Here is a 14,196-nt window from a genome sequence, read left to right as displayed (position 1 = left end):
ATGGTCGGGCGATCGTTCCCGGTCATTGCACATGGGGTCGATGAAGACACCGCACCGCAACCGAAAAGCATCTATCACCGCACGAAACTGGAAGCCGAGCAGATCCTTAAAGGCATGACTGGCCCGGGTTTGCAGGTCCGCGTTTTACGCATGTCTCGAAGCTTTCCGGAATCGACCAATGTGATGGCCGTCTATCGTCTGCATCGCGGCGTCGATATCCGCGATGTTGCGGATGCCCATGTCGCGGCGCTGACGAACAGCGGCAAAGATTTTCAACGACATATCGTTTCCGCCGGCACGCTATTTAAACCAGAAGACTGCGAAGCGCTCGCGGCCGATGCCGCCTCCGTCATCCAGCTGCGCGCGCCCGGCCTTGCCGCGAAATTTGCACAGCGAAACTGGTCGCTGCCGGACAGAATCGATCGCATTTATGCATCCAAATCTGCGGGCACGGTTCTCGGCTGGCATTTCCGTTTTGGCTATGACGAGGTTTTTGCGCAGCTGGAACGGGACAGCCTGGAGGTTCTGCCGCCCTTTTCGCAAAATAACGAACGCCCGGAATAAAGAGTTAGGAATCGGCAGCCAGATTCTGTGCGCTCTGCTCCAAATGACAACCGCGTGAGCCTTGTTGCCAAGCTCACGCGATCGAAAACCTTCAGCGTCCAGATGGGCCAGCCCGGCCTCACTACTCTCCAAGCGGCCACAGCGAAGACTATTCTTCGCTGCCACCCTCGCTGCCGGCATCACCGGCAGCAGCATCGTCCTCGGCTGCCGAAACATCATCCTCGTCGCCTTCCGGCTCGCTGATACGCTCGACGGATACGACTTTCTCGTCCTTTGCAGTAGAGAAGATGGTGACGCCCTTGGTGGCGCGGCTGGCGACGCGGATGCCGCCGACCGGCACACGGATCAGCTGACCGCCATCCGAGACGAGCATGATCTGATCGCCATCTTCGACCGGGAATGCGGCGACGAGTTCGCCGATCTCGCCCGTCTTCGACGTATCGGTGGCGCGGATACCCTTGCCGCCGCGGCCGGAGATGCGGAAATCGTAAGAAGACGACCGCTTGCCGAAGCCCTTTTCCGAAACCGTCAGGATGAACTGCTCGAGCGCCTTGAGTTCTTCGTAGCGCTCGTCGCCGAGCTGTCCCTCTTCGGTGACTTCCTCGCCGACCAGTGCAATCTCCTCGTCGTCACCCGTCGCGGAGCGGCGCTCGCTGACGGAGCGCTTGAGATAGGCTGCGCGCTCCCACGGCTCGGCATCCACATGCCGGACGATCGTCATCGAAATGATGCGATCGCCTGGTGCAAGCGTGATACCGCGAACGCCGATCGAATTGCGGCCGGCAAAGACACGCACATCCGATACGGAGAAGCGGATGCACTGGCCGAGCGCCGTCGTCATCAGCACGTCGTCATGTTCGGTGCAGGTCTCGACGGAGAGGATTTCGTCACCCTCCTCCTCGAGCTTCATGGCGATCTTGCCGTTGCGGTTCACCTGAACGAAATCCGACAGCTTGTTGCGGCGCACGGTTCCGCGCGTCGTCGTGAACATGACGTCGAGATTGTCCCAGGTGCTCTCGTCTTCCGGCAACGGCATGATCGTGGTGATGCGTTCGCCGGGCTCCAGCGGCAGCATGTTGATCAGCGCCTTGCCGCGCGATGTCGGCGTGCCGATCGGCAGACGCCAGACCTTTTCCTTGTAGACGATACCGCGCGACGAGAAGAACAGGACTGGCGTATGCGTATTGAGAACGAATAGCCGGGTAACGAAATCTTCGTCACGAGTGGTCATTCCCGAGCGACCCTTGCCGCCGCGGCGCTGCGCACGATAGGTGGTCAACGGCACGCGCTTGATGTAGCCGAGATGAGAAACGGTGACGACCATGTCCTCGCGGGCGATCAGATCCTCGTCGTCCATCTCAAGACCGCCATCAACGATCTCGGTGCGGCGCGGCGTCCCAAATTCGTCGCGAACGGCAGCAAGCTCATCTTTTACAATGGTTTGGATGCGGGCACGCGACGAGAGAATATCAAGATAGTCCTTGATCTCAGCGCCGATCTGATTGAGTTCTTCATCGATTTCGTCACGGCCGAGAGCGGTTAGACGTGCCAGACGCAGTTCGAGAATGGCGCGCGCCTGCTCTTCAGAGAGGTTGTAGGTGCCATCCTCGTTGATGCGATGCCGGGGATCATCGATTAGCCGGATAAGAGATTCGACGTCTGCCGCATTCCAGCGGCGTGTCATCAGCTCTTCGCGGGCCGATTGCGGATCCGGCGCCTGGCGAATGACGCGGATGACTTCATCGATATTGGCGACGGCAATTGCCAGACCGACCAAGACGTGAGCGCGATCACGGGCCTTGCGCAGCAGATATTTGGTGCGGCGGCTGATGACTTCCTCGCGGAACGCCACGAAAGCGCGCAGCATGTCCATCAGGTTCATCAGCTCGGGCTTGCCGCCGTTCAGCGCCACCATGTTGCAGCCGAAAGAGGTCTGCAGCGGCGTATAGCGATAAAGCTGGTTCAGAATGACGTCGGCATTGGCATCGCGCTTCAGCTCGACGACGACGCGATAGCCCTGGCGGTCGGACTCATCACGCAGGTCCGAGATGCCCTCGATGCGCTTCTCGCGCACGAGTTCGGCCATCTTTTCGATCATCGACGCCTTGTTCACCTGATAGGGAACCTCGGTGATGATGATCTGCTCGCGATCGCCACGCATCGGCTCGATGGTCGCGACACCGCGCATGACGACGGAGCCGCGCCCCGTCTCATAGGCGGAGCGGATGCCGGCGCGGCCGAGAATTTTCGCGCCGGTCGGGAAATCCGGACCGGGGATGATCTCCATCATCTCAGGCAGCTCGATCGCCGGATTGTCGATCAGCGCGATACAGCCGTTGATGACTTCGGAGAGATTGTGCGGCGGAATGTTCGTCGCCATACCGACCGCGATGCCGCCGGAGCCGTTGACGAGCAGGTTCGGGAAGCGTGCCGGCAGAACCTTTGGTTCTTCCGTCGTCGCGTCATAGTTTTCCTGGAAATCGACCGTTTCCTTGTCGATATCCTCGAGAAGCTCGTGGGCGACCTTCGTCAGGCGGGATTCCGTGTAGCGCATCGCCGCCGGCGGATCGCCGTCAATCGAGCCGAAATTGCCCTGCCCGTCGATAAGCGGCACACGCATCGACCAATCCTGCGCCATGCGGACCAAGGCGTCATAGATCGAAGCGTCGCCGTGCGGGTGATAGCTACCCATGACGTCGGCGACGGGACGGGCCGACTTCACATATTTGCGGTTCCAGTGATAGCCGCTCTGATGCGCCGCGTAGAGGATGCGCCGATGAACGGGCTTCAAACCATCGCGAACGTCAGGAAGCGCACGGCTGACGATCACGCTCATGGCGTAATCGAGATACGACCGCTGCATTTCCTCGATGATGGAAATCGGCTCGATGCCTGGCGGGAGCTTCCCGCCGCCGGGTGGTGTTTGCTCAGTCAAAACAGATCACGATCTCTTTTAGAATCACTGCGAAATTTATAGCCGAAAGGCCTGGCGAGCGCCAATTTTGGCCGGTGTTTTTGAACAGGTTTTGCCCCTTTAAGCCATGGAATCGAACATTTCCATGGCGAAACTGATCAACACCAGCGCATGACCCTTTGCGAAAGCCCGTTCCTCGCATAACAATGCTCGCTAACAGCGACAGAACAAGCTTCGGGGACTATATGGCGAGCGCGGATACGCTGATCAATGCCTTCACGACTCTGCTTGTCACTGTCGATCCGCCGGGGCTCGCGCCGCTTTTCATCGGACTTACGGCTGGCATGAATCGTTCGGAGCGCAAGCAAGTGGCGCTGCGCGGCTCGCTGATCGCCTTCTTCATCCTGGCGGCCTTCGCCCTGTTCGGCGCCAGCGTGCTTGGTGTGCTTGGTATCTCCATCGGCGCCTTCCGCATTGCCGGCGGCTTGCTGCTGTTCTGGATCGCCTTCGAGATGGTGTTCGAGCGGCGGCAGGACAGGAAGGAAAAGACGACCGAAGTCGCGATCACCAAGGATCATATCCGCAATATTGCGGTCTTCCCCCTCGCCCTGCCCCTGATCGCCGGTCCTGGCGCCATCTCCGCCACCATTCTGTTGGCCGGCTCGCTGCAAACGACGCTTGACCGGGCGCAGCTGATCGGCGTCATCGCCGTCAATCTCGCCCTGGTCTTTGCAGCCCTTGCCATTTCAGACAGGCTCGACCGAATGCTCGGCGCTACCGGCCGGGCCATTCTCACCCGGCTGCTCGGGGTTATTCTTGCGGCGCTTGCCGCGCAGTTCGTAGTGGATGGAGCAAAAGCGGCGCTCACGCTTTCATGAAAAAGCCCGCAAACGAGCGGGCTTTTAACGATCAAGCAGCTGCGCCTATCTCAGAACGGGATGTCATCATCCAGATCGCGCGAGAAGTTGCCGCCGCCGCCCTGGCTGCTGCTGCCACGGTTGCCGCCACCGCCACGGGAGGAGCCTTGCGATGAGGACTGGCCGTAGTCGTCGCCACCGTAGTCGCCGCCAAAATCACCGCCGCCGCGGCCGCCACGACTTCCACCTTCGATGGAACCGCCGCCCTCGCCGCGGCCATCGAGCATGGTCAGGGTCGAATTGAAGCCCTGCAGCACGACTTCGGTCGAGTAGCGGTCCTGACCGTTCTGATCCTGCCATTTGCGCGTTTGCAGCGCGCCCTCGATGTAAACCTTGGCACCCTTCTTCAGATATTGCTCAGCCACCTTGCAGAGGCCTTCATTGAAGATGACGACGCGGTGCCATTCGGTCTTTTCCTTGCGCTCGCCGGAATTGCGGTCGCGCCAAGTTTCCGACGTGGCAATATTGAGGTTGGCGATCGGGCGGCCGTCCTGCGTGCGGCGGATTTCCGGGTCCGCCCCGAGATTTCCAACCAGAATTACCTTGTTTACACTACCGGCCATGATACCACCCTGCTTGCCGCCCATCGACGGCTTTGAAATTCTATGGGGAGCACCTTAACCCATAGCGGGCGTCGGGTGCTATTTATGCGGCCTTCTCGGTTCCGTTCATCCACAAAGAAATCGCCGCGATAATTTTGTTCTTTATTTGTTCTAATTTATCCCTATGATGATGTCAACGGAATCGAAAACCCGGCTCCATCCCTTCATTTCAGCCTCGACTCGCGGGCTGACATCACTAAATAAAGGCAGACTCCAAAGGACCTGCATACGACGATGAGCGAACTGAAGACTATTTCGATACGTGGTGCGCGCGAGCACAATCTCAAGGGCATCGATCTTGATCTGCCACGCAACAAGCTGATCGTCATGACCGGCCTTTCCGGCTCCGGCAAGTCGTCGCTCGCCTTCGACACCATCTATGCCGAGGGCCAGCGCCGCTATGTCGAAAGCCTTTCGGCCTATGCGCGGCAGTTCCTCGAAATGATGCAGAAGCCTGATGTCGACCAGATCGACGGCCTCTCGCCAGCGATTTCGATCGAGCAGAAGACGACCTCGCGCAATCCGCGCTCGACGGTCGGCACGGTTACGGAAATCTACGACTATATGCGTCTGCTGTTTGCCCGCGTCGGCGTTCCCTATTCGCCAGTCACGGGCCTGCCGATCGAGAGCCAGACCGTCAGCCAGATGGTCGACCGCGTGCTCGCCTATGAGGAAGGCACGCGGCTTTATATTCTCGCGCCGCTCGTGCGCGGGCGTAAGGGCGAATACAAGAAGGAACTGGCAGAGCTCATGAAAAAGGGCTTCCAGCGCGTCAAGGTCGATGGCCAGTTCTACGAGATCGCCGATGTGCCGGCGCTCGACAAGAAATACAAGCACGACATTGACGTGGTCGTCGACCGTATCGTCGTGCGTCCAGACATGGCGGCGCGCCTTGCCGACAGCTTCGAGACATCACTGCGTCTTGCCGATGGGCTTGCGGTCGCGGAATTCGCAGACAAGCCGTTGCCGCCTGAAGAAACCGCTGCCGGCGGTTCGGCCAACAAGTCGCTGAACGAGACACATGAGCGCGTGCTGTTCTCGGAGAAATTCGCCTGCCCGGTTTCCGGCTTCACCATTCCGGAGATCGAACCGCGCCTGTTCTCCTTCAACAATCCCTTCGGCGCCTGCCCGTCCTGCGACGGCCTAGGCTCGCAGCAGAAGATCGATCCGGAACTGATCGTGCCGGAGCCGGAACGTACGTTGCGCGATGGCGCGATCGCTCCCTGGGCCAAGTCGACCTCGCCTTATTACAACCAGACGCTGGAAGCGCTCGGCAAGCACTATGGCTTCAAGCTCGGCAATCGCTGGAACGAGCTGTCCGACAAGGCCAAGGATGTGATCCTGAACGGCACGGAAGACAAGATCGAATTCCACTATGCCGATGGGGCGCGTTCCTACACCACGCATAAGAATTTCGAAGGCATCGTGCCGAACCTCGAGCGCCGGTGGAAGGAAACGGATTCCGCCTGGGCACGCGAGGAGATCGAACGCTTTATGTCGGCCGCCCCCTGCCCGGCCTGCAACGGCTATCGCCTGAAACCGGAGGCTCTGGCGGTCAAGATCGACAAGCTGCACATCAGCCAGGTGGCGGAGATGTCGATCCGCGTTGCTCGCGACTGGTTCGATGCGCTGCCGGGCACGTTCACCGACAAGCAGAACGAAATCGCGGTGCGCATTCTCAAGGAAATCCGCGATCGCCTCCGCTTCCTCAACGATGTCGGCCTCGAATATCTGAGCCTGTCGCGTAATTCCGGCACGCTGTCCGGCGGCGAAAGCCAGCGCATCCGGCTCGCGTCGCAGATCGGCTCGGGCCTGACCGGCGTTCTCTACGTCCTCGACGAGCCGTCGATCGGCCTGCATCAGCGCGACAATGCACGCCTTCTGGAAACGCTGAAGCATCTGCGGGATATCGGCAACACCGTCATCGTCGTCGAGCACGACGAGGACGCCATCCTCACAGCCGACGATGTCGTCGATATCGGCCCCGCGGCTGGCGTGCATGGCGGGCAGGTGGTGGCGCATGGCACGCCGCAGGAAATCATGGCGAACCCGAAGTCACTGACCGGTAAATATCTTTCCGGCGAGCTCGGCGTGCCGGTTCCAGACGAGCGACGCAAGCCCAAGAAGGGCAAGGAGATCAAGGTCGTCGGCGCGAGAGGCAACAACCTCAAGAATGTCACGGCGTCTATTCCGCTCGGTGTCTTCACTGCAGTGACTGGCGTGTCCGGCGGCGGCAAGTCTACTTTCCTGATCGAGACACTTTATAAGTCGGCGGCGCGGCGTGTCATGGGCGCTCGTGAAATCCCCGCCGATCATGACCGCATCGACGGTTTCGAGCATATCGACAAGGTGATCGACATCGACCAGTCACCGATCGGCCGCACGCCGCGCTCGAACCCAGCGACCTATACCGGCGCCTTCACGCCAATCCGCGACTGGTTTGCCGGACTGCCGGAAGCCAAGGCGCGCGGCTATCAGCCGGGCCGCTTCTCCTTCAACGTCAAGGGCGGCCGCTGCGAGGCGTGCCAGGGCGACGGCGTCATCAAGATCGAGATGCACTTCCTGCCCGACGTCTACGTCACCTGCGACGTCTGCCACGGCAAGCGCTACAACCGCGAAACCCTCGACGTCACCTTCAAGACCAAGTCGATCGCCGACGTGCTCGACATGACGGTCGAGGAAGGCGTCGATTTCTTTGCGGCCGTCCCCGCCGTGCGCGACAAGCTGCAGAGCCTGAAGGATGTCGGTCTCGGCTATATCAAGGTGGGACAGCAGGCCAATACGCTTTCGGGTGGCGAGGCGCAGCGCGTCAAGCTAGCCAAGGAATTGTCGAAGCGATCGACGGGCCGCACGCTCTACATTCTCGACGAACCCACAACCGGATTGCACTTTCACGATGTCGCCAAGCTTCTGGAAATGCTGCACGAACTGGTCAATCAGGGCAATTCCGTCGTGGTCATCGAGCACAATCTCGAAGTCATCAAGACCGCCGACTGGATCCTCGATTTCGGTCCTGAAGGCGGTGATGGCGGCGGCGAGATCGTGGCTGTCGGCACGCCGGAGGCGATCGTGAAGGAGAAGCGCTCCTATACGGGGCAATTCCTGAAAGAACTGCTGGAGCGGCGGCCGGTGAAGAAGGTTGCCGCGGCGGAGTAAGGTTCACCCGGACTGACGTCCAAGGAGGAGAGAATGACCAAAGCGGGCGAAATCCGCACAGGTATCGGCGGATGGACCTTCGAGCCCTGGCGCGGGACCTTCTATCCCGACACGCTGAAGCAGAAGGACGAGCTGAATTATGCCAGCCGCCAGCTGAAAGTGATCGAGGTCAACGGCACCTATTACAGCACGCAGAAGCCTGAAGTGTTTGCCAAATGGGCCGCCGATGTCCCCGACGGCTTTATTTTCTCCCTGAAGGCGACGCGTTTCGTCACCAACCGCCGCGTCCTTGCCGAGGCGGGCGAGTCAATGCAGAAGTTTCTGGAATCCGGCATCAGCGAGCTCGGCGATCACCTCGGCCCGCTGCTGTGGCAGTTCGCGCCGACGAAGAAATTCGATCCGGATGATTTCGAGGCTTTCCTGAAGCTGCTGCCGGCCAAGCAGGATGGGCTTGCTCTCAGGCATGTGGTCGAAGTCAGGCACGATTCCTTCAAGGTGCCGGAATTCATTGCACTGCTTGAAAAGTATAATGTGGCGCCAGTCTGTGCAGAGCATTTCGAATATCCGATGATCGCCGACGTGACCGCGGACTTCGTCTATGCCCGACTGCAAAAAGGCTCGGATGACATCAAGACCTGCTATCCGCAGAAGGACCTGAAAGCCTGGGCGGATCGCCTGAAAACCTGGGCCGCGGGCAAGGTGCCGGATGACCTGCCGCTGATCGATGCGAAACGCAAAATCAAAGCCGAGCCGCGTGATGTCTTTGCCTTCATGATCCATGAGGGCAAGGTGAACGCGCCTCCGGGCGCGATCGCATTGCAGGAAGAAGTGGCAAAGTAGCCCTATAGCGGCTTGACGGCTGCTACGAGATCTTCGGCCGTCAGTCCTTTGCCGGCATGCTGGCCCGCCAAGCCATGCAGCCAGACGCCGGCCGCGGCGGCTTCGAATGCGGGCGCTCCCTGCGCCATGAGGCCGCCGACAATGCCGGCAAGTACATCGCCGGAGCCGGCCGTGGCAAGCCAGGGTGGCGCGTTGGCATTGATCAGTGCCCTGCCATCGGGGGCGGCGATCACGCTGTCGGCGCCCTTGTAGATGATCACGGCATGGGCTCTCTTTGCCGCTGCCCTCGCCTTGTCGATCTTGCTCAATGTCTCGTCGGCCGCAATATCGGGAAAGAGGCGACCAAACTCCCCCTCATGCGGCGTCAGCACCAATCGCGTCGGCCCTTCGGCAAAAGCATCGAACAATCGCTGCGGCTCGTCGCGAAACGAGGTGATGCCGTCTGCGTCCAATACCAGATGCCGATCCGCAAGCGCGAGGCAGAATTGCCGCGCCTTCTCACCGGCGCCGAAGCCCGGCCCCAGAATGAAGGTCGAAAGACGCTGATCGGTAAGCCATTTCCGTAAAGCGGCTTCGTCGTCGACTGCATGCAGCATGATTGAGGTCAACAAACTGGCGTTAACCCCCAGAGCCTCCGAGGGCGATGCAATAGTGACGAGCCCTGCCCCAGCCCTCAGGCCCGCCATTGCCGACATGCGCGCGGCACCTGTCGCATTCGGCCCGCCCGAGAAGACGACGAGATGACCTCGCTTGTATTTGTGCGTCTCGACGCCTGCCGAAGGTATGGCCGCCTGCCACTGTGCCGGCTTGTTTTCGGCGAGCAAGCGGTCGGCATGGGCGCGGACGATGCGGTCGGGAATGCCGATGTCGAAAACCTCAAGCTCTCCGCAAAGGTCGCGACCGGGAAGGAGAAGATGTCCCGGCTTGCGCGTCATGAAGGTCACTGTTCGCACAGCGCGAAAGGCAGCGCCGAGAATGCGGCCGCTGCGGCCATCGAGGCCCGAGGGCAGGTCAACGGCAATCACCGGAATGCCAGCCTCATTGACACGCCCAATAATGGCCACCACATCATCCGGCACGGAACGGGAGAGTCCTGCGCCAAAGATAGCATCGATCACCACATCTCCGGTCATCGGGGCATAACCACTGAACGCAGCGCCATCGATTGGACACTCGGCGAAAGCGCGGGCGGCGTCCCCCTTGAGCCGCTGTGGATCGCCCAGATGAAAGAGCTGCACGTCGGCTCTGGCCTGTCGCAGCGCCCGCGCCGCCACGTAGCCGTCCCCGCCATTATTGCCAGGCCCGCAAAGGACGACATAACGCAGCGCTCCGGGAAAGTGCCGAAGTGACGCGGCAGCAACCGCCTGCCCTGCCTTCTCCATGAGGCCATAGGAGCTGATGCCGGATGCGGCCGCAGCGCAGTCGACGCGAGACATGGCGTCAGGGGTGAGAAGCAGATCGGCGAGCGGGAACATCATGGCGGATATTATAGATGCGAAATCTGCCTCAAAAACAACCGCTATTGCGGCGGCCATTTTGGTTTATAAATATGCATTTGCACAACAATTAACCGATAACATTCAAGACCTTGCTGGAGCACAAACATGACGCGCACAGCACTTTTTTGCGAAATTTTGCTTATCCAACGCATTTCGACGCGAAATCGCTTCCATTTTCCCGAAAAATCCTCATCAATTCATCGTCTCGGTGCGAAATCGCCGGGAATTTTTACGGCAGCTTGTTTTCAATTGGCATGATACGTGCATTACGTTGGCCGAGCGGGAAATAGGCCTGCTGTAACAGGAGAAGCGGAGAGACATTTTCTCATGAAAAAGATCGAAGCGATCATTAAGCCCTTTAAGCTCGACGAAGTGAAGGAAGCCCTTCAGGAAGTCGGACTGCAGGGCATCACCGTCACGGAAGCGAAGGGCTTCGGTCGTCAGAAGGGCCACACGGAGCTTTACCGTGGCGCCGAATACGTCGTCGACTTCCTGCCGAAGGTGAAGGTCGAAGTTGTGTTGGCGGACGAAAATGCGGAGGCGGTGATCGAGGCCATCCGCAAGGCCGCGCAAACAGGGCGTATCGGCGACGGAAAGATTTTCGTTTCCAACGTGGAAGAAGTCATCCGAATTCGTACCGGCGAAACGGGCATCGACGCCATCTAATCCGCCCGGCCCTTCGGGCCGCGGCTCGTTCAATCGTCATCTATGTCAAGGGAAGTAATTTCATGACGACTGCAAGCGAAATTTTGAAGCAAATCAAGGACAACGACGTCAAGTTCGTCGACCTGCGCTTCACCGATCCGAAGGGCAAGCTGCAGCATCTCACCATGGATGTGGTCTGTGTCGACGAAGATATGTTCGCCGATGGCGTCATGTTCGACGGCTCCTCGATTGCGGGCTGGAAGGCCATCAATGAATCCGACATGGTGCTGATGCCGGATCCGGATACGGTCCACATGGATCCATTCTTCGCGCAGTCGACGATGGTCATTCTCTGCGACATCCTAGACCCGATCTCCGGCGAATCCTATAACCGCGATCCGCGCGGCACTGCTAAGAAAGCCGAAGCCTATCTCAAGGCTTCGGGTATCGGCGACACCGCCTACTTCGGCCCGGAAGCCGAATTCTTCGTTTTCGATGACGTCAAGTATAAGGCCGATCCCTACAATACCGGTTTCAAGCTCGATTCCAGCGAACTGCCGTCCAACGACGACACCGACTATGAAACTGGCAACCTCGGCCACCGTCCGCGCGTCAAGGGCGGTTACTTCCCGGTTCCGCCGATCGACAGCTGCCAGGACATGCGTTCGGAGATGCTGACGGTTCTGACAGAAATGGGCGTTACCGTCGAAAAGCATCACCATGAAGTCGCAGCCGCCCAGCACGAACTCGGCATCAAGTTCGATACGCTGGTACGCAGCGCCGACGGCATGCAGATTTACAAGTATGTCGTCCACCAGGTCGCCAATGCTTATGGTAAGACCGCAACCTTCATGCCGAAGCCGATCTTCGGCGACAACGGCTCGGGCATGCACGTTCACCAGTCGGTCTGGAAGGGCGGCAAGCCGACATTCGCAGGCGACGAATACGCAGGTCTTTCCGAAACCTGCCTCTATTACATCGGCGGCATCATCAAGCATGCCAAGGCGATCAACGCCTTCACCAACCCGTCGACGAACTCCTACAAGCGTCTCGTTCCGGGCTACGAAGCTCCGGTTCTGCTCGCCTATTCGGCTCGCAACCGTTCGGCTTCCTGCCGTATCCCGTTCGGCTCGAACCCGAAGGCAAAGCGCGTCGAAGTCCGCTTCCCTGACCCGACGGCCAACCCCTATCTCGGTTTCGCCGCCATGCTGATGGCCGGCCTCGACGGCATCAAGAACAAGATCCATCCCGGCAAGGCCATGGACAAGGATCTCTACGACCTGCCGCCGAAGGAACTGAAGAAGATCCCGACGGTCTGCGGCTCGCTGCGCGAAGCTCTGGAAAGCCTGGACAAGGACCGCAAGTTCCTGACCGCCGGTGGCGTTTTCGACGATGATCAGATCGATGCCTTCATCGAACTGAAGATGCAGGAAGTCATGCGCTTCGAAATGACCCCGCATCCGGTCGAATATGACATGTACTATTCGGTCTAATAAAAAATTGCGAAAGCCCCGGCCTTGCCGGGGCTTTCCTCATTATGAGGAAGCCGGTGGCAGGCGTCCCTCCAAATACCGTCTTCACATTGAGCTGCTGCTCGGCGTAGAACCGAGCCGAATGTGACAGTTCAATGAAGGAATGAGGGCAAAATCCTTGATATCAGTGGTGAAAGTCACCACATGATTGCTTGAAAGGAAGTCGTGCCATGAAACAACGAAACGCAAAATTCAATATTGGCGACGTGGTTCGACACCGGATGTTCCCCTTCCGCGGTGTCATCTTCGATGTCGATCCGGAATTCGCAAATACAGAGGAATGGTGGAATTCCATTCCCGCGGAAGTGCGTCCCGATAAGGACCAGCCCTTCTATCATCTTCTCGCCGAAAACGACGAGACGGAATATGTCGCATACGTATCGGAGCAGAACCTCATCAACGATGAGAGCGGGCTTCCCTTGCGCAATCCGCAAGTCGCTCAGATATTCGACCAGGCCCCGACCGGGCAGCTCAAGCCCAAGATGAGCTTTGCCCATTAAACACCGCTAAAATATATCCTATTCCAAAGGGAAGGCGCTCCCAACGCCTTCCCTTTTTATTTGGCTTCCGAGCATCGCATGCCGTCCCCTGCGCAAAGAAAAAGCCCGGAGCGCTCCGGGCTTTTTTTTATAGGATAATGAAATTCCGCAAGCTTACTGCGCTTTGGCAGCCTTCTGAGCGTCTTCCAGCTTCTTGCGTGCTTCCTCAGCCTTCTTCTGCATGCTGTCCTGCAGGCTCTTCTGGCTTTCGGCGAGCTTGCTGTCGGAGATAGCCGGGCCGTCAAAAGCGGCGCCGAAGCCGGTCAGCGAGATCTTGATCGGGTTCGGAGCGCGACGGAAGTTCACAGACGTGAAGGTGACGTCGGTGCCCTTCTTCAGCGAAGCAATCATCGCGTCCGTCACGGGGACTTCCGCGGTGCACTTGTCTGGAAGGCAGACGGCGTAATCGAGCTTCTGACCCTTGCCGCCATCGACCTGCATGGTGATGCCCGGCGGAATGAGGCGGGCCGTCGGAACGGAGATCTGCAGGATCTTGCGGTTTACCTTGCCGTCGACGGAGATGAGGCCAACAGCCGTAACGAGCTGGCCGTTGTTTGCCATGATCAGGTTCTGCACGATGCAGATGTCGGCATCGTCCTGTTTGGTGCAGGTCTTGTACCAGCCCAGACGCGGCTGGTTGGGATCACCACCGCCATCGGCCGGAGCTGCGTTGGACGCATCCTGCGCGAAAGCGGCAGCCGGCATGGCCGCGCCAATCATGAGAGCCAGAGCAGAAAGACCTGCCCGCATTTTGTTGTCAGTCTTGAACATCATAGCGAAACCGCCTCCTGAAATCCGCTGCGGGACGACAGCGCGCCGTCCCATGCAATTCGGGTCAAACCGTCGTCCACCTGTCGAATGAATAAGGCAAATACATGACCCGAGAAACCCGGCACCCCTGTTACATCGCACTGGCACGGATATCCAGCTTTTCTTTGGCCTTTTCTGCCAAGTCCTAAGATTTCCGCAGTCGCGTGTTGAATTCGGC

At 59.2% G+C, this 14,196-nt stretch carries 12 protein-coding genes; 8 read left to right on the top strand and 4 right to left on the bottom strand.

The window, feature by feature from the left end; all coding sequences use genetic code 11:
* Positions 1–564: a hypothetical protein gene (locus FHX05_RS30285; RefSeq protein ID WP_246698825.1), complete on the top strand. Its 564-nt coding sequence runs from the start codon at positions 1–3 to the stop codon at positions 562–564.
* Positions 565–712: 148 nt separating this feature from the next.
* Here FHX05_RS30285 and gyrA read toward each other — a convergent pair whose 3' ends face one another.
* Positions 713–3,499: a DNA gyrase subunit A gene (gene gyrA / locus FHX05_RS01410; RefSeq protein ID WP_183870459.1), complete on the bottom strand. Its 2,787-nt coding sequence runs from the start codon at positions 3,497–3,499 to the stop codon at positions 713–715.
* Positions 3,500–3,723: 224 nt separating this feature from the next.
* Here gyrA and FHX05_RS01405 point away from each other — a divergent pair, with 224 nt between their 5' ends.
* Positions 3,724–4,356, top strand: a complete 633-nt coding sequence (locus FHX05_RS01405; RefSeq protein WP_069612164.1) for a MarC family protein — start codon at positions 3,724–3,726, stop codon at positions 4,354–4,356.
* 50 nt (positions 4,357–4,406) lie between these two features.
* On the opposite strand, the gene FHX05_RS01400 is transcribed toward FHX05_RS01405, so the two are convergent.
* On the bottom strand, positions 4,407–4,958 hold the full coding sequence (locus tag FHX05_RS01400) for a single-stranded DNA-binding protein (protein ID WP_183870458.1): 552 nt from the start codon (positions 4,956–4,958) through the stop codon (positions 4,407–4,409).
* A 273-nt stretch (positions 4,959–5,231) separates the two neighbouring features.
* Here FHX05_RS01400 and uvrA point away from each other — a divergent pair, with 273 nt between their 5' ends.
* Positions 5,232–8,153 carry an excinuclease ABC subunit UvrA gene (gene uvrA / locus FHX05_RS01395; RefSeq protein WP_112610291.1) on the top strand — a complete coding sequence of 974 codons (2,922 nt, stop codon included), beginning with the start codon at positions 5,232–5,234 and terminating at the stop codon, positions 8,151–8,153.
* Between the two features lie 33 nt (positions 8,154–8,186).
* Complete coding sequence (locus tag FHX05_RS01390) at positions 8,187–8,993, top strand: DUF72 domain-containing protein (protein ID WP_183870457.1); 807 nt, start codon at positions 8,187–8,189, stop codon at positions 8,991–8,993.
* A gap of 2 nt (positions 8,994–8,995) precedes the next feature.
* On the opposite strand, the gene FHX05_RS01385 is transcribed toward FHX05_RS01390, so the two are convergent.
* Positions 8,996–10,471, bottom strand: a complete 1,476-nt coding sequence (locus FHX05_RS01385) for an NAD(P)H-hydrate dehydratase (RefSeq protein WP_183870456.1) — start codon at positions 10,469–10,471, stop codon at positions 8,996–8,998.
* On the opposite strand from FHX05_RS01385, the gene FHX05_RS30715 reads away from it, so the two are divergent.
* The 4 genes from FHX05_RS30715 (at position 10,470) to hspQ (ending at position 13,169) form a co-directional block, all read left to right on the top strand.
* Positions 10,470–10,601: a hypothetical protein gene (locus FHX05_RS30715; protein WP_281409876.1), complete on the top strand. Its 132-nt coding sequence runs from the start codon at positions 10,470–10,472 to the stop codon at positions 10,599–10,601. The two genes, FHX05_RS01385 and FHX05_RS30715, sit on opposite strands and share 2 nt — an antisense overlap.
* Before the next feature lie 218 nt (positions 10,602–10,819).
* A complete protein-coding gene (locus tag FHX05_RS01380) occupies positions 10,820–11,158 on the top strand; it encodes a P-II family nitrogen regulator (RefSeq protein WP_015339877.1) in 339 nt (112 codons plus the stop codon).
* Between the two features lie 62 nt (positions 11,159–11,220).
* Positions 11,221–12,630, top strand: a complete 1,410-nt coding sequence (gene glnA / locus FHX05_RS01375; protein WP_112400637.1) for a type I glutamate--ammonia ligase — start codon at positions 11,221–11,223, stop codon at positions 12,628–12,630.
* A 209-nt stretch (positions 12,631–12,839) separates the two neighbouring features.
* A complete protein-coding gene (hspQ, locus tag FHX05_RS01370) occupies positions 12,840–13,169 on the top strand; it encodes a heat shock protein HspQ (RefSeq protein ID WP_015339875.1) in 330 nt (109 codons plus the stop codon).
* 153 nt (positions 13,170–13,322) lie between these two features.
* Here hspQ and FHX05_RS01365 read toward each other — a convergent pair whose 3' ends face one another.
* Complete coding sequence (locus FHX05_RS01365) at positions 13,323–13,982, bottom strand: invasion associated locus B family protein (RefSeq protein WP_015339874.1); 660 nt, start codon at positions 13,980–13,982, stop codon at positions 13,323–13,325.
* Between the last annotated feature and the right edge of the window lie 214 nt (positions 13,983–14,196).

The sequence above is a fragment of the Rhizobium sp. BK491 genome (assembly GCF_014194925.1).
Taxonomy (GTDB): Bacteria; Pseudomonadota; Alphaproteobacteria; order Rhizobiales; family Rhizobiaceae; genus Rhizobium.
Note: the sequence above shows the minus strand (reverse complement) of the source record. Positions and strands in the feature narration are given on the sequence as shown.

Excerpts from the sequence above, each read along its gene's own strand:
- FHX05_RS30285 (WP_246698825.1), top strand. The coding sequence starts at position 1 with ATGGTCGGGCGATCGTTCCCGGTCATTGCACATGGGGTCGATGAAGAC.
- FHX05_RS01405 (WP_069612164.1), top strand. The coding sequence starts at position 3,724 with ATGGCGAGCGCGGATACGCTGATCAATGCCTTCACGACTCTGCTTGTC.
- FHX05_RS01400 (WP_183870458.1), bottom strand. The coding sequence starts at position 4,958 with ATGGCCGGTAGTGTAAACAAGGTAATTCTGGTTGGAAATCTCGGGGCG.
- uvrA (WP_112610291.1), top strand. The coding sequence starts at position 5,232 with ATGAGCGAACTGAAGACTATTTCGATACGTGGTGCGCGCGAGCACAAT.
- FHX05_RS01390 (WP_183870457.1), top strand. The coding sequence starts at position 8,187 with ATGACCAAAGCGGGCGAAATCCGCACAGGTATCGGCGGATGGACCTTC.
- FHX05_RS30715 (WP_281409876.1), top strand. The coding sequence starts at position 10,470 with ATGGCGGATATTATAGATGCGAAATCTGCCTCAAAAACAACCGCTATT.
- FHX05_RS01385 (WP_183870456.1), bottom strand. The coding sequence starts at position 10,471 with ATGATGTTCCCGCTCGCCGATCTGCTTCTCACCCCTGACGCCATGTCT.
- FHX05_RS01380 (WP_015339877.1), top strand. The coding sequence starts at position 10,820 with ATGAAAAAGATCGAAGCGATCATTAAGCCCTTTAAGCTCGACGAAGTG.
- glnA (WP_112400637.1), top strand. The coding sequence starts at position 11,221 with ATGACGACTGCAAGCGAAATTTTGAAGCAAATCAAGGACAACGACGTC.
- hspQ (WP_015339875.1), top strand. The coding sequence starts at position 12,840 with ATGAAACAACGAAACGCAAAATTCAATATTGGCGACGTGGTTCGACAC.
- FHX05_RS01365 (WP_015339874.1), bottom strand. The coding sequence starts at position 13,982 with ATGATGTTCAAGACTGACAACAAAATGCGGGCAGGTCTTTCTGCTCTG.